Annotated in this window: 14 protein-coding genes; 4 read left to right on the top strand and 10 right to left on the bottom strand. The window is 42.6% G+C overall.

Annotation, left to right across the window (positions count from 1 at the left end):
* Positions 1-1,203: 1,203 nt before the first annotated feature.
* The gene (locus EXT47_RS21310) at positions 1,204-2,202 is read right to left on the bottom strand and encodes a DUF4097 domain-containing protein (protein WP_240701649.1); all 999 of its coding nucleotides are present in this window, start codon (positions 2,200-2,202) and stop codon (positions 1,204-1,206) included.
* 202 nt (positions 2,203-2,404) lie between these two features.
* On the opposite strand from EXT47_RS21310, the gene EXT47_RS21315 reads away from it, so the two are divergent.
* The gene (locus tag EXT47_RS21315; protein WP_130127537.1) at positions 2,405-3,187 is read left to right on the top strand and encodes an MBL fold metallo-hydrolase; all 783 of its coding nucleotides are present in this window, start codon (positions 2,405-2,407) and stop codon (positions 3,185-3,187) included.
* Here the strand turns inward: EXT47_RS21315 and EXT47_RS21320 are convergent.
* The 3 genes from EXT47_RS21320 to EXT47_RS21330 form a co-directional block, all read right to left on the bottom strand.
* A complete protein-coding gene (locus tag EXT47_RS21320) occupies positions 3,184-3,540 on the bottom strand; it encodes an Hpt domain-containing protein (protein ID WP_039496183.1) in 357 nt (118 codons plus the stop codon). The two genes, EXT47_RS21315 and EXT47_RS21320, sit on opposite strands and share 4 nt — an antisense overlap.
* Positions 3,537-6,281, bottom strand: a complete 2,745-nt coding sequence (locus tag EXT47_RS21325; RefSeq protein WP_130127538.1) for an ATP-binding protein — start codon at positions 6,279-6,281, stop codon at positions 3,537-3,539. The genes EXT47_RS21320 and EXT47_RS21325 overlap by 4 nt, the downstream gene beginning before the upstream one ends.
* A 303-nt stretch (positions 6,282-6,584) precedes the next feature.
* On the bottom strand, positions 6,585-7,475 hold the full coding sequence (locus EXT47_RS21330) for a TetR/AcrR family transcriptional regulator (RefSeq protein ID WP_130127539.1): 891 nt from the start codon (positions 7,473-7,475) through the stop codon (positions 6,585-6,587).
* Between the two features lie 125 nt (positions 7,476-7,600).
* Here EXT47_RS21330 and EXT47_RS21335 point away from each other — a divergent pair, with 125 nt between their 5' ends.
* Together EXT47_RS21335 and EXT47_RS21340 are read left to right on the top strand one after the other, a co-directional pair.
* The gene (locus EXT47_RS21335; RefSeq protein ID WP_130127540.1) at positions 7,601-9,331 is read left to right on the top strand and encodes an ABC transporter ATP-binding protein; all 1,731 of its coding nucleotides are present in this window, start codon (positions 7,601-7,603) and stop codon (positions 9,329-9,331) included.
* 686 nt (positions 9,332-10,017) lie between these two features.
* Positions 10,018-10,479, top strand: coding sequence for a GNAT family N-acetyltransferase (locus EXT47_RS21340; protein WP_010603965.1), 462 nt, complete (start codon positions 10,018-10,020; stop codon positions 10,477-10,479).
* On the opposite strand, the gene EXT47_RS21345 is transcribed toward EXT47_RS21340, so the two are convergent.
* The 4 genes from EXT47_RS21345 to EXT47_RS21360 form a co-directional block, all read right to left on the bottom strand.
* A complete protein-coding gene (locus EXT47_RS21345; protein WP_130127541.1) occupies positions 10,462-10,707 on the bottom strand; it encodes a Rho-binding antiterminator in 246 nt (81 codons plus the stop codon). The two genes, EXT47_RS21340 and EXT47_RS21345, sit on opposite strands and share 18 nt — an antisense overlap.
* 64 nt (positions 10,708-10,771) lie before the next feature.
* Complete coding sequence (locus tag EXT47_RS21350) at positions 10,772-12,913, bottom strand: prolyl oligopeptidase family protein (RefSeq protein ID WP_130127542.1); 2,142 nt, start codon at positions 12,911-12,913, stop codon at positions 10,772-10,774.
* Positions 12,914-13,144: 231 nt separating this feature from the next.
* Positions 13,145-13,675: a DUF3833 domain-containing protein gene (locus EXT47_RS21355; protein WP_130127543.1), complete on the bottom strand. Its 531-nt coding sequence runs from the start codon at positions 13,673-13,675 to the stop codon at positions 13,145-13,147.
* 95 nt (positions 13,676-13,770) lie between these two features.
* Complete coding sequence (locus EXT47_RS21360) at positions 13,771-14,298, bottom strand: chalcone isomerase family protein (RefSeq protein ID WP_130127544.1); 528 nt, start codon at positions 14,296-14,298, stop codon at positions 13,771-13,773.
* Between the two features lie 142 nt (positions 14,299-14,440).
* Between EXT47_RS21360 and EXT47_RS21365 the strand changes: the two genes are divergently transcribed.
* Positions 14,441-14,923 carry a GNAT family N-acetyltransferase gene (locus EXT47_RS21365; RefSeq protein WP_130127545.1) on the top strand — a complete coding sequence of 161 codons (483 nt, stop codon included), beginning with the start codon at positions 14,441-14,443 and terminating at the stop codon, positions 14,921-14,923.
* Between the two features lie 507 nt (positions 14,924-15,430).
* On the opposite strand, the gene EXT47_RS21370 is transcribed toward EXT47_RS21365, so the two are convergent.
* Both EXT47_RS21370 and EXT47_RS21375 read right to left on the bottom strand, forming a co-directional pair.
* Positions 15,431-15,706: a SelT/SelW/SelH family protein gene (locus EXT47_RS21370; protein WP_099029779.1), complete on the bottom strand. Its 276-nt coding sequence runs from the start codon at positions 15,704-15,706 to the stop codon at positions 15,431-15,433.
* Positions 15,707-15,909: 203 nt separating this feature from the next.
* On the bottom strand, positions 15,910-17,070 hold the full coding sequence (locus EXT47_RS21375; RefSeq protein WP_039496201.1) for an aspartyl/asparaginyl beta-hydroxylase domain-containing protein: 1,161 nt from the start codon (positions 17,068-17,070) through the stop codon (positions 15,910-15,912).
* Positions 17,071-17,138 lie beyond the last annotated feature (68 nt).

Genomic DNA, 17,138 nt, shown 5'->3' on the forward strand with positions numbered 1-17,138 from the left:
CACACTCAATCCTCAAATCCTAAGCCGATATAGTGCAACCGTCTTGTAAGGCACGTCCATGATGCCAGACAAGACTTGGCCGACATCCTGTCGGCACATTGCATATCGACTTATGCTTTTCGGGTGTGATGGAGGGGGGAATCGCGCTGTCTGTTAGTTCTGGTTTTATCCAGTAAAGTAGCTAATTAGCTTACAAGCACCACAAAAACGATCGGTGTGAACTCCTAATTAACAGTCTAAATAGTTTTGTGGGAGGTGATTCACTCGCCGAACAGTTATATTTTCTGGTGTGGTATTGGCCGTGTGCACTAGTTTTTCTCTCAAAAGCAGCTAATTTTCCTGCAAGCACCAAACAAAACTATCAGCGCCTTGTGTCTCCCTCATCACACCTGAAAGTAAATTGCCAATGAGTCATTTCAACGCATGGATGCGTGAAAAGTGGTGACAGGGCCAAGGATGGCCCTTACACCGAGGTGACGTTCATATTGGCAATTTACTTGAGGAGTCAGTGTGATGTTGGGAGTGCCCTTTCTTTTGCTACCTTTTCTTTGGGCAAGCAAAGAAAAGATAGTCGTAGCCCATGGATGGGCGTCGAAACCTGTCAGGAGGACGGGCTGACTTTACGATAAGTTTCGAGCTATCAGCCGTTAGCAAAAAAACCTCCGTGTTTAATATCAAAGCGCATCCATGCGCTCCTCGTTCATTCTTTTGAAACGACGAAAAAGAACGAACCAAGAAAACGTCGCCCCAGCATCACACTTAATCCTCAAACCCTAAGCCGACATAGTGCAACCGTCTTGTAAGGCACGTCCCTGTGCCAGACAAGACTTAGCCGACATCCTGTCGGCACATTGCATATCGACTTATGCCTTTCGGGTGTGGTGGAGGGGAATACGTTGCTTGTGAGATCTTCTACGATTTTAGCGATTAAGCTGCTTTAAAGCATTTCAAAAACTATCATCGCAGAATGCTTCCTAATTCACAGTGCAAATAGTGTTGTAGGAGACGGTTCACCCGCCGATAAGTTATGCTTTTTGGGGATGAGAGAGTGCCTTGTCATTAGGCATCAAAGAAGCCCATGGATGGGCGTCGACACCTCCTGTCAGGAAGACGAGCTGACTTTACACAGTGTCGAGTTAATGTTGAACTTTACCGACAGTGGAGCAATCGTATATTGCTCCACACTAAAATCATTCAGCAGGCCTAGTCATCTAGCTTTACGGTTCCTGCTATCCTATCTATTTTCACCGAGCCTGAGCCTGATTCGGTAATGGTCAAGGAGCCAGCATTTACCACACGAATATTTCCAGCACCGTCTTCTATTTGAACGTGGCCCTTAACTGCTTCGATATCCGTATTGCCCGAACCATCAACGATAATGACATCGCCTTGGGCGTGACGAACTCGAATATTACCGGATTCATCATCGATTTTAATATTGCGTCCGCCTTCAACAATCAGTGAGCCAGAGCCATCGATGATATCTGCGTTGCCGCTAAAACCGCGAAGGGTTAGATCGCCAGACTCATCTTCTATTTTGATATCCGTGCCGCCAGTCACATCAATATTACCCGAGCCATCCTCCAACTCTAGTGTATCGACTAATCCCTTTATGGTTATGTCGCCAGAACCATCGTCGATAACAAGTTGCTGGACGTTAGTGATATGGATATTGCCACTGCCGTCATCAATTTCAGCACCTTGAATATCTTCTAATGTGATATTGCCAGAGCCATCATCTAGTTTGATAAAACCTTTGATATTTTTGATGGCTATATCCCCCGAACTGTCATCAAGTGTTAGCGCAAGTTGGCTTGGCATGGTGATGGTTAAGTCAATTCTAGGGCTATTATTGCGATACCATTGTACACCCGAGCTTGTATCTGAGTCGGCCACCAACATAGCGGTGTCACCGGATTTTTCCAGTGTAAGTTGGTAGTTCTCTGCTTCTGTGGTTAACACTGAAGCTTCCACTTGGATCGCTTGTTGGTTATCGTATCCAATGATCTGGATATTACCCGAGGTGGTATTTGCATCAAGTTTGCTGATGTCTGCAGCGTTGAGTTGCAAAGATTTATGGAGTGTTTTGGTTGCGGCTGCGCTTGGAGAGATATGTACGACACAGCCAGATAAAAGGCTAAGTGCAGCTAAACTAGTGAAGAGCTTTTTCATCGTTGTTATTTTCCATAGTGGTGATGACATAAGGTTATCATTCAGCAATAGTTATACCAGAATGAAGTTATAAAAAAATCAATGGATTAAGCAGGTAGCGAACCTTAGGGTGGTCAAAATAGCGAAATCAAATAGTGAGCTGAACCAAAAGATTGCAGATATGACTGTCATATGGCTGTAAATCCGACAATGTAGTCTGGCGCTATTGTTTGTTGATTTTTCTGGCAGTGCAATGAAAGACATAACCAAGACAACCGAACTACACGCTGTCAATCCGAAATCATTCGTTGACAGTCACTGTAAACCAGACGCTGCTGTTTTTTTGGGAGTGGGAAGTGCCGCCAGCGCTGCAACTCTCGGGTGCTCTGCCTGTGTATTGACCCATAAAGGCCTACCTTGGTTATTGATAGATTGTGGCTTTGATACGGTGTCGCGTTATAAAAAGCATTTTTCGTCATTACCCGATGCTGTGTTTATCACCCACCTTCATTATGACCATGTTAGTGGATTGGAGCAGCTTTACTTTCAGGCTGCATTGAGTCAGCACCAAATCACGTTATATGCCCCAGCAGAGCTAATCGTTGGGTTGTGTAATATGCTTGCTTACACCGGACTGAGCGAAGGGACTTGCGGCGTATGGCAGGTTTTTCGTTTATTTCCAATCTCAGAGAGCTTTCTTCATCGTGGGCAACGTATACATAGTTATGCCGTTCGTCATCATGAGCCCAATAGCGCTTTTTCCTTACATCTCCCAGGTAGCCTGTTTTACAGTGGTGATACCAAAGCTATTCCTGAGCTGCTCCATCATCACGTCAGTAACGACGAGGTTATTTTTCATGATTGCGGTTTTGCAAACAATCCCAGTCACTGCTCCCTTAATGAGTTGTTGATGAGCTATCGTGAAGACATCATTAAAAATATTTGGGTCTATCATTACCAGCATCAAGAAGATGTTGTGAAGTTCGAACGCGCAGGACTCAAAGCGGCTATCGCTGAGCAGCCGATTGCGCTTTAAGTTTGCGACTGAGAAGTTAAATAGGCTTTTAATTCTCGAACAAACTCGCTGCCGATCTCATGGTGTATCGCTTTTATTTTTTCGGCGCACTCAGTGGTGTTGTTATCAAGTGCCGAATATTCTAACGCCTGTAGATGTTCAGCTAGTACCTCTGCACCCACTGCTTTGGCGGAGGTTTTGAGGTAATGGGCTTCGTCTTTTAACGCTTGAAAAGCACGAGTTTGGTATGCAGTTTTAATTTTTGCGCAGCTAGATTTTGATTGCACTAGAAAGTCGGTGTAAAACTTTTTCGCCGTAGCAAAATCATCACCGATTAAATCGATAAGCACCTGAGGGTTGAGGGTTTTGCTCATTGTGTAAGGTCCATATCTAACCATTTATCTAAGGTGTTTTTAAGCTCTTGTAATCGCACCGGTTTGCTAACATAGTCATTCATGCCACTATCTAAACAAAGCTCTTTATCCCCTTTCATAGCAGCGCCTGTGACGGCAACAATAGGAATGGCTTTGCGCTCTTCTTTGGACTCAAATGCGCGAATTAACTTAGTTAATTCATAGCCATCTATTTCTGGCATATGGCAGTCCGTCAACAAAAGCTGATATTGCTGGCTTTTATACATCGCCAAGGCTTCTTTACCGTTATTGGCGATATCACAGGAAACTCCAAGTCTAGAAAGCTGTTTGACGATGAGTTTTTGGTTAAAGGGGTTATCCTCGGCAAGGAGTATATGCTGCTTACCACTCGTATCCGATTCATCATCGGTAGGACTAGATACTTTATCGTCTAGTGAAAGTAGCGCATCTAGTTCACTGAGATCGTTTAATTCACCTAAATCAGTCTCGTCACTTTGCTGACTTGCTTTAAGTTTACTCAGTAATTGACCGATGGCGTATTGAGTCTGTGGTGCAATTGGTTTTGGTTTTTGTGTGGTTAACGCTGTACTGTTCAAGTTAGCAAACGCCTTTTCATCAAGAAATACTAACTCTGGAATAGGTGATCGTATTTGCTCTGCAGAGGCTCCGGCTTGCGTTGTGACAACACGAATAAGTGCGGTATCGTCTGTCTCTTTGATTTCATTGGGTGACTCGATGACTTTGAGCTCATTGCAAAAATGCGTGCAGGCATTGTACAACTGAGTCAGCGCCAACGAACTTTGCCAATGGATATCACTTAACCAATAGAGCGTATTAAATAGAATATTGGGTTGCTGTTGTGTTCTTGGGCGCCAAATAGGAATGGTAATGGTAAAAGTTGAGCCTTCACCGGATTTGCTTTTTAAGACGACCTTGCCGCCCATTAAGTCAATAAGTTTGCCACATATTGCAAGCCCTAACCCCGTACCACCGTATTTTCTCGTGATAGAGCGTTCGGCTTGTGTAAAGGGGGTAAACAGTTTCTTTTGTACTTCTGGTGCAATGCCAATGCCGTTGTCTTCTATCTTAAATATCAAGTGAGATAAGGCTACGCCTTCACATGCCCAGTGCACATTGATGGTGACTTTCGCGCCGCCTTCGCGATCTGCAACGCTAAATTTGATGGCATTGCTGACAACGTTAAAGATAATTTGCCGTACTCTATTTTCATCGCCAATCACTTCTAACGGTAGCTTTATGTCCTCATGCACCGTTAATTTTACTGATTTGTCGCGCGCGTGGGCTTCAAAGGTTTTGATGATGTTATTGAGCATTTTAGAAGGGGAGAAAGGATAGCTCTCAAGCTCCATTTTCCCTTGCTCAACTTTGGCTAAGTCTAAAATATCATTTAATATTGAGACTAAATTATTGGCTGAAATAGACGCGGTTTCTAAAAGCTCTTGATTGTCTTCATCAAGCTCTGATAGCGCCATGAGATCTAAGGAGCCGATAATGCCATTCATGGGGGTTCTGAGTTCATGGCTCATCATGGACAAAAAGTCTGATTTAGTGCGATTGGCCTGCTCAGCTTTAATAATAGCAGCCTCAAGATCGGCGGTGCGCTCTGCGACGCGTTGCTCTAATTCTTGATTGATGTGCTGGAGTTTTTTCTGGGCAATATATACATCGGTTTGATCGATAACAACGCCGTCAATACGTGCTGGCTGACCCTGTTCATCAAGCCCCACAACACCTTTGGCATACACTACAACAATGTCTTTATCGTTGAGCAGGCCGCGATAACGCTGCTCAAAGGTTTCACCTGAGTTTAGCGACGCTTCCAGCGCTTGAGTAACACGTGCTTTATCGTCGGGGTGAAGGCTTGCTTCCCAAAGATGCAAATTGCCAATATCGTCTTCCGAAAGCTTAAAAATTTCATTCGCTTGATGATCCCAATTCCAGATCCATTGATTCGCCACTCGTATTGCTCGCCAAGTGCCTATTTTCCCCGCTTGCATGGCAAGTTCTTTGCTTTCTTCTGCATCATGTAATGCAACTAGCATGTCTTTTTCGTGAGTGCAGTCAGCTAAAATCCCATAAACACTGTGTGTGCGAATACAATACTTAACTTGTTCTCCCTTGAACTCAAACCAATGAATTGTTCCCCTTACCTCAAGCCTGAACTCAAAATGCAGCATAAGACCTTGTTCAATATGGTGAGCGAGTAGCTCGGCAAATAGTGGCTGATCTTCGTGGTAAATCATGCTTTTTAAGGTGTCCCAGTCTAGTTCTGCCGAGGCTGGGAGGCCTATCAGTGATTTGAATTTAGGAGAAAAATACGCTGTCTTATTAAGGAGATCGTAGCACCAAACCCCTAGGTTTGCGCTGTTGACGGCGTGGCGCAAAATTCGAGTTTGTTCGTCTTCCAAAGGGTTTTGACAATAATAAGTAGAGAGCTCGGCAATATGTACAAATATTTCGTTGCTGCGAACATCATAAAATGACAGTAAAAATTGTACATTTGGCGATGTGCGCAACGACACTTGTACCAAAGAGCCGTCAGCAATTGTTTTTTGCTGTTCTTCTACGCATAAAGGAAAGATAAATAAGTCTTCAAGGTGCTTATTGATGACGTTATCGACAGGTGCGAACAGTTTTTCCGCAACGGCGGTTGTATGACTGACATACCATTCAGATGTAACAATCAAAATTGGCATACTGTCTTTAAGCGCAGTTAGCATCGTATCCCCCATAATATCCTCATAAAACAATATAGCAGTTCATGATTAACTTGCTGGATTTATGGTCGATCTAGTGAGGTTTAGGAGGATGGGTAAAGGTTGTAAATTGTAGATACTGAGGTTATAGAGTTTTGTCTAATGCGTGATGGTGAGGAATATAAATTAAAGTAGAAAGCCATCGCGACCTATGAAGTCGTCGATGGATTGATTAAGAGAGTCTTATTCTTAAAAGAAAAATAGTTAGCAGTGTAAAGCAATATTTTGCTTTCCTCTAACCATACGAGTATCACATTACTCGGTGGTTTACACTGCCTCTACATTGAGTCTTTCTGCGAGTAGCTGGCGCTCAGTATTTAGTCCTCTGTAGTCTCGAAGTCCTGCGAGAAGCGCCCTGATTAATACGGTATCAGGGTTTTCACCTTGTAGTTGAGCCTCCAACAGAGCGATTGTATGGTCTACGATCTCACGCTTTTGTGGTGCAAGCTTTAGCTTTTGGGATTTTTCTTGGAGCTGTAAAAAAGCTTGTTGGACTTTTTGTTCGTGGAGTTGTCGTTTTTTGGCTTCGATCGCTTTTTGGGACGGGAAATCCTGTTCGGTTAACACCGGCAACAGTGCTTGATTTGGTAGCGCTGCACAAATTGAGTCCATGCATGACACCACCCAATTAACCAGCTTTTCAGTGTCGAAATCAATACCTTCTATCACGGGCAGCGAAAGATAATTAGCAATAATACCATCAAGCGTCATCGCGAGATCGGTTTTCCAAGGCCGGACTTGCTCGCCATAGTTTTCAAGTAAAAAGCCTTCTTGTAGCGTAAGCCACGTCAAGCGAAACTCTTGATAGAACATGATCAAGTTATTTGAAAAGCTCAGTGACTCCTCCTGTAATAAGAGTTGAAACATCGCTTGGTACTGCTTTAAATCTTCGTGCTGGAAGCGGATTTGTTGTTTTAGCTTAGCAATTGGTGTCAATTTATCACTTTCTAATATTGCTCTTATTTTATCTAGCAGATCCGCTGTTTGACGCTCAAAAACGGCTAATAGTAGTTCGTCTTTTGACTTAAAGTGTAGGTAGATAGCACCTTTCGAAATGCCCACTTTATTGGCGATGGTTTGCATGCTAAAGGCACTATCGCCCTCTGCTAAAAGTAACTGCTCCGCGCATGCCAGTATTAATTTCCGCTTATCAGACATAGCTCCTCCTGTTCACATTGCAGTATACAGTCAATTTAAAAATGACCAATAGGTCATTTTTAAATTGACTAAATTTAAAATGTGGTCAATTATTATGTTGTCTATTCAACGGGAACATCATAATTATGAACAATACATCATCTTTAATACAGCTAGTCAGGCGCACGCGGCCAAGCCGCCTATTACTATCCACTCTGGTTTTATTTACGCTTATCTCTAGTGCTTTAGGTTTGTTGGTGCCTTTGCAAACGAAAAAGTTGCTGGAAGAACTCGGAGAAAATGGTCATTTTTCAAATGAACAGGTAGTCATATTAATTATGGTGTTAGTGTTTTCCGCTGTGCTAACAGGGCTGATGACTTACATCATGGGTAAAATTGGCAATGAGCAAAAGCTTAAATTACGCGGAGACCTTTTTCAGCACCTCATTCGTTTGCCTGTTTCCTTCTTTGATAATACTAGAGCTGGGGAGCCCGCGAATCGTATCGTAAAAGACACTGAAATTATTGAAAACCTTGTGAGCGAGCAGTCTGTGTCTTTTATATCTGGTGTGGTTTCATTATTTGGCTCTTTTATTATTCTATGGTTTTTAGACTGGCAAATGACACTTGTAATGCTTGGTGCAGTGACGGCTAGTTTTCTGATTATCTTACCGTTTTCCGTGAGGCTAACGGATCTGTCTAAGTCATTACAAGATACTGAAGCCTCTATGCTAGGAAGGTTAACCGAGCTGTTTGCTAATATCCGCTTACTAAGAGCACAAGGTGCAGAAAAAATAGAAGCTAAAAAGAATAACAATGAATTGAAGTCACTCTATAAAACTGCAATGTCAGAACATACGCTTTTAGCGACCATGGGCGCATTGGTGAATTTAGTGATCATGGCTTCGATAGTGTTAGTACTAGGATTTGGCGCATCAAGGGTTGCCAATAGTGCAATGACTCTGGGCGCTTTTGTTGCGTTTATCATGTTTTTACTGAACATTGTGTTGCCGATGGGGCAGTTGAGCATGGTGGTAGCCGCGTTTAATAAAGCAAAAGGAGCGGCCGTTCGTATTAATGAGATCTTAGCAACGGCACCGGAAAATGAAAGTGGTCATACGATTAACCTGACTGATAAGTCAATTTATGTTCGAAATTTATCTTTTAGTTATACTGATGATAAACCAGTATTTAAAAGCTTGAGCTGTGAATTCTTAAGTGGAAAAACGACCGCTATTGTTGGGCCATCAGGAGTTGGTAAGTCTACACTCTTTGCTTTGTTGCAGGGCTTTTATCCAGTGAGGCGTGGTTACATTGAAATTGCAGGGCTTAATGTTGAAGAGCTAGACCGAGCCAATTTGAGAGCGCAAATCGGTTACGTTGCGCAAGAGAGCCCGCTGCTGTGTGGCACCTTATACGAAAACTTGGTCTACGGTGCTGATGAAACAATAGATGATGGACAATTACAGCATGCCATCGCCACGGCCGATTTAGCAGAGTTTATAGCGACACTACCTGATGGGTTGAATACTCGAATTGGTGAGCGTGGCATTACTCTATCTGGCGGACAAAGGCAACGAGTTGCATTGGCGCGAGCACTATTAAAAGACCCTGCATTGCTGCTGTTGGATGAAGCAACGGCAAGCCTTGATTCACAAAGTGAAGCCGCTATTCAAATTGCCCTGAAAAATGCAAAAAAAGGTCGTACTACAATTATCGCTGCGCATCGGCTCAGTACGGTTATGGATGCTGATAATATTATCGTCATTAACAAAGGTGAGATTGAATCACAGGGAAACCATCAGTATCTGATGCAACATTCTTCACTTTACCAAAGCCTAGTGAACAAACAGTTTAGCCTTCAAGCTGCAAGCTAATAACTTTGGTTGGGGTCCGTCAGTTGGATAGGTGGAAAGTGAATGAACAGTAATGTCATTGGTAAATGGTTGTATTAATACTTTTTGGTGTTTTTTTTAAAATGAGATAGCACTAAAAGTTTAGGTGTGATAAAAAGTAATCATATTTAACTAAGTGCTATTTTAGTTGTTGGTTAAAAAGGATTGGTTTTTAGGGAAGACAAATTAATTTTCGTAGGTTTGTTTATGCCCCATAGAGCATCACACACAAGTTCGCATACCTCTATCCCGCTGATTGTAGCGCTAACAAGCGTGTTGTTATTACTGACTTTACTGAGCTTTCCAAGTAAGAGCAAACAGCCTGTAGAAACCAAAGTAGCAATACATAAGAGCGGCGCGATAAAGCATGAAGTCCGCCAGACAGAATAAGAATGAAAAATTCGTATTTACCTAAAGTATCTAATTCACACCATCACCTTACACTTTGTAACAGTTCGGGGTTACTAAATTTTATTTATTTAAAACATATGGTTAGTATCTTGAGCTAACACCACCATAAAGTTTCCGTAGGCATTCAGCCTATCATCTTGCCTCTATAATTTGCTTATTATTTCTAACTCGGTATAGTTTGACGTCGGCCAGAATAGTAATAATATTGCTCAGTTTATGAGCACGGGACAAATTGGCCTTACTTCTCAGAGGCAGGTATGCAATTAATTCAGTTAAAGTCAGATGACCCACAAGTAGTCGCGGTGTTTTCTGAAATCGATAAGCTTATGAACAGCTTATATCCAATCGCAAGTGCACAGTCTTTATCAATAGAAGAAATTAACCAACCTAACGTGTATGCCGTTGGCTTACAAAATGAAGAGGGCATTGTAGCGTGCGGTGCGATTGTAAAGCAGTTTGATAAAACCTTATACGGTGAAATTAAACGCTTGTACGTAAAACCTAGCTATCGAGGTAAAGGGCTTTCTAAACGTATTATGCAAATTTTGCTTCACTACGCGGGTGAAGCGCAGATCCCACTTATTCGGCTGGAAACCGGCTCTAAGCAAGCCAGTGCGATAAGTCTTTATGAGAGCTTGGGATTTGAGCGATGTGAACGCTTTGGTATGTATCGTGACAACCCGTTAAGTGTCTTTATGGCGTTATCGCTGAAATCTTAACACTGTAAAATAGGGATTGTCGGTATCGGCAGAGATACTGGCAATCTCTGCAAGTACCACAGTGACCGTTTGATTTTCTCGCTCTAAAACTAAACACTCCTGTTTGCCGACTATGGCCGTGTTTTCGCACCTGCCACGCACAACGTCACCATCTTTCATCTCAATAGTAACCGCTAGGCGTTTTATACACGCCAGTTCAATATAATCATACTGTTGGCAACTGAGCATAGATACGTCCTTATTGAATAAAGCCACCTCTACTCACAGGTGGCTTTTGAAGCTTGGCTTATGGCTAAAGAGACTTAATTCCCATATTGTAAAGCGTAAAGCCATAAATATCGGCATACTGTTCAATTGTCTTGCTTATCGGTGTGCCTGCGCCGTGTCCAGCATTGGTTTCGATACGAATAAGCGTCGGATTAGCACCTGTGTGTTTGCTTTGTAGCTCAGCGGCAAACTTATAAGAGTGTGCAGGTACTACGCGGTCATCGTGGTCACCTGTAGTGATCATAGTTGCTGGATAATTTACACCAGCCTTTACGTTATGCACAGGTGAATAACCTTTCAGGTATTCAAACATCTCTTTGTTGTCTTCCGCCGTACCGTAATCGTAAGCCCAGCCAGCACCAGCAGTAAACGTGTGGTAACGCAGCATATCAAGTACCCCTACCGCAGGTACAGCTACTTTGAATAGGTCTGGACGTTGTAACATCGTTGCACCTACTAACAAACCACCGTTCGAACCACCGTTAATTGCAAGCTTTTCACTTGAAGTATAATTTTCAGATACTAAATATTCGCCTGCAGCAATAAAGTCATCAAAGACGTTTTGTTTTTGCATTTGAGTACCTGCTTTGTGCCATTTTTTACCGTACTCACCGCCGCCACGTAAGTTTGCTACCGCATAAACACCACCCAGCTCTAACCAAGCTGCACGTGTTGGGCTAAAGTAAGGCTTAAGACTGACATTAAATCCACCATAACCGTACAACAGAGTCGGGTTGTTACCATCCTGTTTCAGCCCTTTTTTATGGGTGATGATCATCGGCACACGGGTGCCGTCTTTTGAGGTGTAAAAAACTTGCTTAGACACGTAAGCATCTGAATCAAAATCTACTTTATCTGAACTATATAACTCGCTACGCCCTGATTCTGCATCGAAAGCAAAGATAGACCTCGGGGTGTTGTAGTTAGTGAATGAGTAATAAAGTACTTTATCTTCTTCCTCACCGCTAAAGCCACTCACAGTGCCTACACCTGGAAGCGCAATGTCACGGATCAGTTTACCTTTGAAGTCATATTGTTTTACCAATGAAATTGCATCTTTGATGTAAGTCGCAAATAGGTAACCTGAACCTGTTGAAACCGATAGTACATTGTCGGTTTCTGGGATCACATCTTGCCATTTTTCTGGTTGTGGCTGTTTCGCATTGACTTTAACGATACGACGGTTCGGCGCATCTAAGTTAGTGCTTAAGAACAATGTGTCGCCTTCACTGTGGATCACGCTGGTATCAGAGTTGGTATGATCTAAAATCGTTACCCAGTCACTGTTTGGTTTGCTTAAGTCACGAATAAATAGCTTGTTACCTGAGGTTGATACCGCAGCAGAGATCACTAAGTATTTTTTATCGTCTGTTACACCACCATAAACATAACGGTGTTTTTGCGCATCAGTAGCACCAAAAATGACCTTGTCTTGATCTTGAGGTGTGCCAATCTTGTGGTAATACACTTTATGTTGGTCAGTTTTTGCAGAAAGTTCACTGCCTTTGGGCTTGTCATAGCTTGAGTAGTAAAAGCCTTCATTACCAAACCAAGAGATACCACTAAACTTCACGTCGACTAGCGTTTCACCAACCTGCTCTTTAGTCTCGGCGTTTAGCACAATCACTTTACGCCAGTCACTTCCACCTTCTGAAATTTGATAAGCCACTAATGAGGCGTCTTTACTAAAACTTAATCCTGCAAGCGATGTTGTGCCATCTTCACTCATGGTATTTGGGTCTAAAAATACCTCAGCCTCTCCACCTTCTTTTTGGCGGTACAAAACACTTTGGTTTTGCAATCCATCATTTTTGTAGAAATAGGTATAGTTGCCGTGTTTAAAAGGTTGAGAAACACGCTCGTAATCAAGTAGTTCGGTGAGGCGCTTTTCAATGTCTTTACGATATGGTATTTGCGATAAATATGCTTGAGTAGCCTCGTTTTGTGCTTTTACCCACGCAGCGGTTTCTGCGCTTTTATCGTCTTCTAACCAGCGATATGGATCTGCCACTTGCGTACCGAAGTAGTTGTCTATCACTGTGCCTGTTTTAGTGATTGGATATTTCACAGATTGCGTCAATGCCGCATTATTAGATTGTTCATTTTCGGTATTAACACATCCGACAAGCGCAAGAGCAATGGCTCCAGCTAGTATCTTCTTTATCATTGTGGGGATTCCTATTGGTTCTTATTAGCTACTATCTCGCCGCAGTTTCTTGCGCCTTACTCAGCAATAAGACTTTTCGATACGGCATTTTTCGTTAAGCATTTATCAGTGTGGGACATGATTACGCTACTAGAATTGCTGTGGATTGTAGTGAAGCTCGTGTATTTGTCTACAAATTGTAGACAAATACACGAGTAAGAAGGTTAAATTGAAGTTGATTTGGCGTAATTATTATTGCCTTTGCATAAATATTGTGACTTCAGCCATTACAATACCGAACTTTTCAATATAAGAGCGGTTCATAAGAGTGGTTTGGTCAAAAGACCACATCCAGTCATCAAAGTGTACCTCGTAGCTGGTGTCGTTAACGGGTAAGTCCATTCTATACTGCCAATTCATCGCATTGCCGAAGGTTTCACCTGATGCCGAGTTGAGGATATCGTCGGCGCGGCCTGAGTACTGGTTGCCAGATGCTTTTGTAATAGTCCAAACTCGTGTTTTCACGCCATCACCGAGTAGATAGTTGAAGGACTCATCTAAAACAAGCTCTGACTTGTTATTAATCGAGCCTTTGATATCGACGGTAAACTGTTGAACTAAGTTACCATCTCTGTCTTGGACTATCCCCCATGCTTTTATGTCACCAACAAAAAACTCATAGGGGTCAAATTGCGGTTTAAGTGTCGAGTATTTTTTACCGTCAATGCCCGAACTGCATGCCGACAATAAAAATAAGGTGAGTACTGCAAGAGTGATGCGCATTGTTTTCTCCTTAGGCTTGAAGCCACTTTGAGTGCTATTGCTTTTTATATATGAGTCAAATAGCGAAGATGAAATTAATGGAAAAAAGCCATATGCTACTTCCGCTTTAGACCTAGAAGCTCGGCTCGCATGGCTGGTTCGGATGTTTTTTCGCCGAGCCAAATATTGAAAAAACGGGTAGTAAATTCCGAATCTTTCACTTCGCCAATAAGCTTTTTATCTTGGTAAAACTGTGTAGTTCCTTCGGGGGTTCTTACACCAAAGAGCACGGTCCCTTTAGAGACATCGGGGAAAGTTTTTTCCATTTCTGCCAGCCATTGCTCACCTTGGCTTGAATTACTGAATCCTTGCTTTTCCATCTCTTTAATAGATCGTTTTGCTATCTCCTTGCCATCAAGCTCGCGTAAATAATGTAGTGCCAATACAAAAGGCTGGTCTTGAGAGTACGCGCCTTGTGGCGCATAAAGGCTGGCATCATAAACATCCCAAAACAAATAGGTCATTCGACTTGTTTTGCCGACTTGTTGAGGGTTCTCTATAAATTGATTTACAAGATCACTGGTGCTTGCGAAACCCTGAGCGCTGAATAGCAACATCAAAAAGGTAAAGATCGTCCTTTGCATACTAACCTCTTCCTATGTAAAAACGGTTAGCTCCTTATACGAACGAGCTGGAAAGTTTGTTCACTTTGCTGATGTCTGAAAGGTGCTGTCATCCCCCTTTACAATTTGCTAAGCTGACTAAAACCTACATACAGGAGTTATTATGAGCCTTTCAATTCGCCCAGCAGAAGTAGCTGATGCCGCGACAATACTGCACTTTATTCACGAACTTGCAATTTATGAGAAAGAGCCAGATGCAGTGCTCAATACCGTGGAAGAAATAGAACAGAAATTGTTTGGTAAAGAAGCCAGAGCACACAGCGTTATTTGTGAACTAGATGGTGAAGCAATCGGGTTCGCAGTGTATTTCTTTAATTATTCTACTTGGCTTGGCAAGCACGGACTTTATCTTGAAGACTTATATGTGTCACAAGACAAACGCGGTGTTGGTGCAGGTAAAGGGATCATGAAATACCTAGCAAGACTTGCACTGCAAAAGGACTGCGGTCGCTTTGAGTGGGTGGTGCTGGACTGGAACAAACCATCAATCGATTTTTATGAAAGTATTGGTGCTAAAGCACAAAACGAATGGATTATTTATCGCCTATCAGGGCAAGAGCTCATCGATTTTGCTGAGCAAGTATAGTGAAGTTTATTGGCCTGTTGGCTATACATTATTTGAAGAGAAACCCCGATCTTTAACAATTGAGCCGAGTAAACATACGTAGAATTTGTACCCAATATTTTTGGTGAATATTGTAAGTGTGATTTTTATTAATAGAAACAATGATATATTTTTAGAGTGTTCCCCGCAGACGCGGGGCTAAACCTGAGTTTTTCAGGTCTGAATCATGTGCTGTAATTCGTCCGTGAAGCAGCATCCCTCACGCATCCATGCGCTCACCTCAGCAGGCTGCGAAACGATGATGACTCCAGACTTCCTGCCTTTCGCCCTTCGGGTCAGCAGAGCTGTTCAAAAATATTCCAGATATTTTTGTCGGTCCTACTTCGCCCCCGTACGCACGGGACTAAATCGGAGTTACTCAGGTCTGGATCATGTGCTGGAATTTATTTATGAAGCTGTTAACCGGTGGGGACTTTGGACTTGCTCATACACGCTCCGGATTAAGTGATAGCCACCCTTGTTCGCCGGTTACTTATCTACATGGCCTAAATCGCGCTCAGGATCTAATAAATCTCTCACTCTTCTTTTGAGCACCTTGGCTTCTGGAAAGCCATCATCTGCTTTGCGGCACCAAATTAACGTATCGTTGTAGTAAATTTCGAATACGCCTTTACTTGCAGGCGCGAGCGCAACTTGCTTTAAATCGTCGGAGAAAGTTGAAAGCAGCTCTTGTGCAAGCCAAGAAGCTCGCAGCATCCATTGGCAAAGCACGCAGTAATGAATTGTAATGATCGGTTTTTGCATGAATTTACATTAACTTGAAGATTGTGGTTGGATTTTAGCACTGTGATTTATGGTGTGGCTAGTATTAAAAAAACGGGGGTTACCCCCCGAAATTATCCAGGGAGACCTCAATCATAAGGTCAAACTTTAAGTTACGGGTTATTCACATAGTAACAACCCCTTTTGTGGTAAGTTGAGGGGGAGACGTGATGAAAATTAGGATTCTAGTGATCGTTTCTATATTGAACCAAAGTTGCGTTTAAATTATCAATCCAACGTTGTCTATTTTTAAATTCTGATTGTATTGCCTGGCGTTGAGTCGATGTTAGATCAGGATGCCAAATTGAGAATATAAGTACAATTCGGTCACGGTCGCTGCCATTATGTGCCATATGCAAATAGGAGTCATCGAAGATGGTGAGTTGATGTTCTTGCCATGAAGCACGCTCGCCATTGACGTCTAGGTAACAGTCATGGGGAATATCTATGGCTAAATGCACTGTTAAGCTGTGGTTCGAAAGGCCGTAATGTGGAGTGATGGTTTGGCCTTTGGCTAATTTAGAGTAAAACACTTCGTATGGAGATGCTGTTAAGCCATAACAAGGTACTTTCTCTAAGGCCTTTTTGAGTATAGGAAAGTGCTTTGACACTGAAACGTTTTCCACACCCTCTTTAAAAAGGGATAACGCTTGCCAGTTGTTACTGTTTGCGAGCATTGGAAATGCGCTTTCATACTCTTTACCCGACAAATAAGGCGTAAGGTGTGAAGATGCGCTACTAAACGTAGTGTGGAATTCTTTGATGATGTCGGGGATCGTAGCGTTAAAGCTTTCATACCATGCAAATTGCTCCGCGGGCCAGATAGGATGAGCACTTAGATTCGCAACGTAAAAAAGGTGTGGGGCTTGGGCTGTTTCAAAAGGTTTACTACTGTATTGCACCCAGCGACCCGACTCAATGCTTGATGCTGTACCAAGGTTCTTTTCCATACACTGCCAAGCTTTTTGGAAGCGCTCAAGTGTTTGAGGGGCGGTGCTATTGGCGAGTTGAAGGCGCTTAAAGCTGCCTGTGAGTGCTTCACATAGGGTGTAACATACGAGTGCTGTACTGTCTTCTCCCCTCTTCTCTAATAAATGTCCAAGGTAGAGATACACTAAGTAGTTTTTGGGTGCCAGAGTAAGGCAGTGAAAGTAGGCCTTTTCACTTTCAGGTAACGCTCCAATTTGCTCTAAAATTACAGCAACCCGATAGCTTAGTTCAGCACTCTGAGGATAGCTATCGATTAGCTTCGATAATAATAATGGCCAACTATTTTGTGGCTCGCATTCGAGAATTGGCTGTAAAAGTGAATCTATATTGAGTGGTTGTATCTCTTCGTTTGTCATTAAAGTGGTTTCTCTTTCTATTTAACCTGAGCTGCGGATAATTAATGCCTTTCTAGCAGCCAGTTTTA

Origin of the sequence: Pseudoalteromonas sp. CO342X (assembly GCF_004208915.1) — a bacterium.
Taxonomy (GTDB): domain Bacteria; phylum Pseudomonadota; class Gammaproteobacteria; order Enterobacterales; family Alteromonadaceae; genus Pseudoalteromonas; species Pseudoalteromonas maricaloris.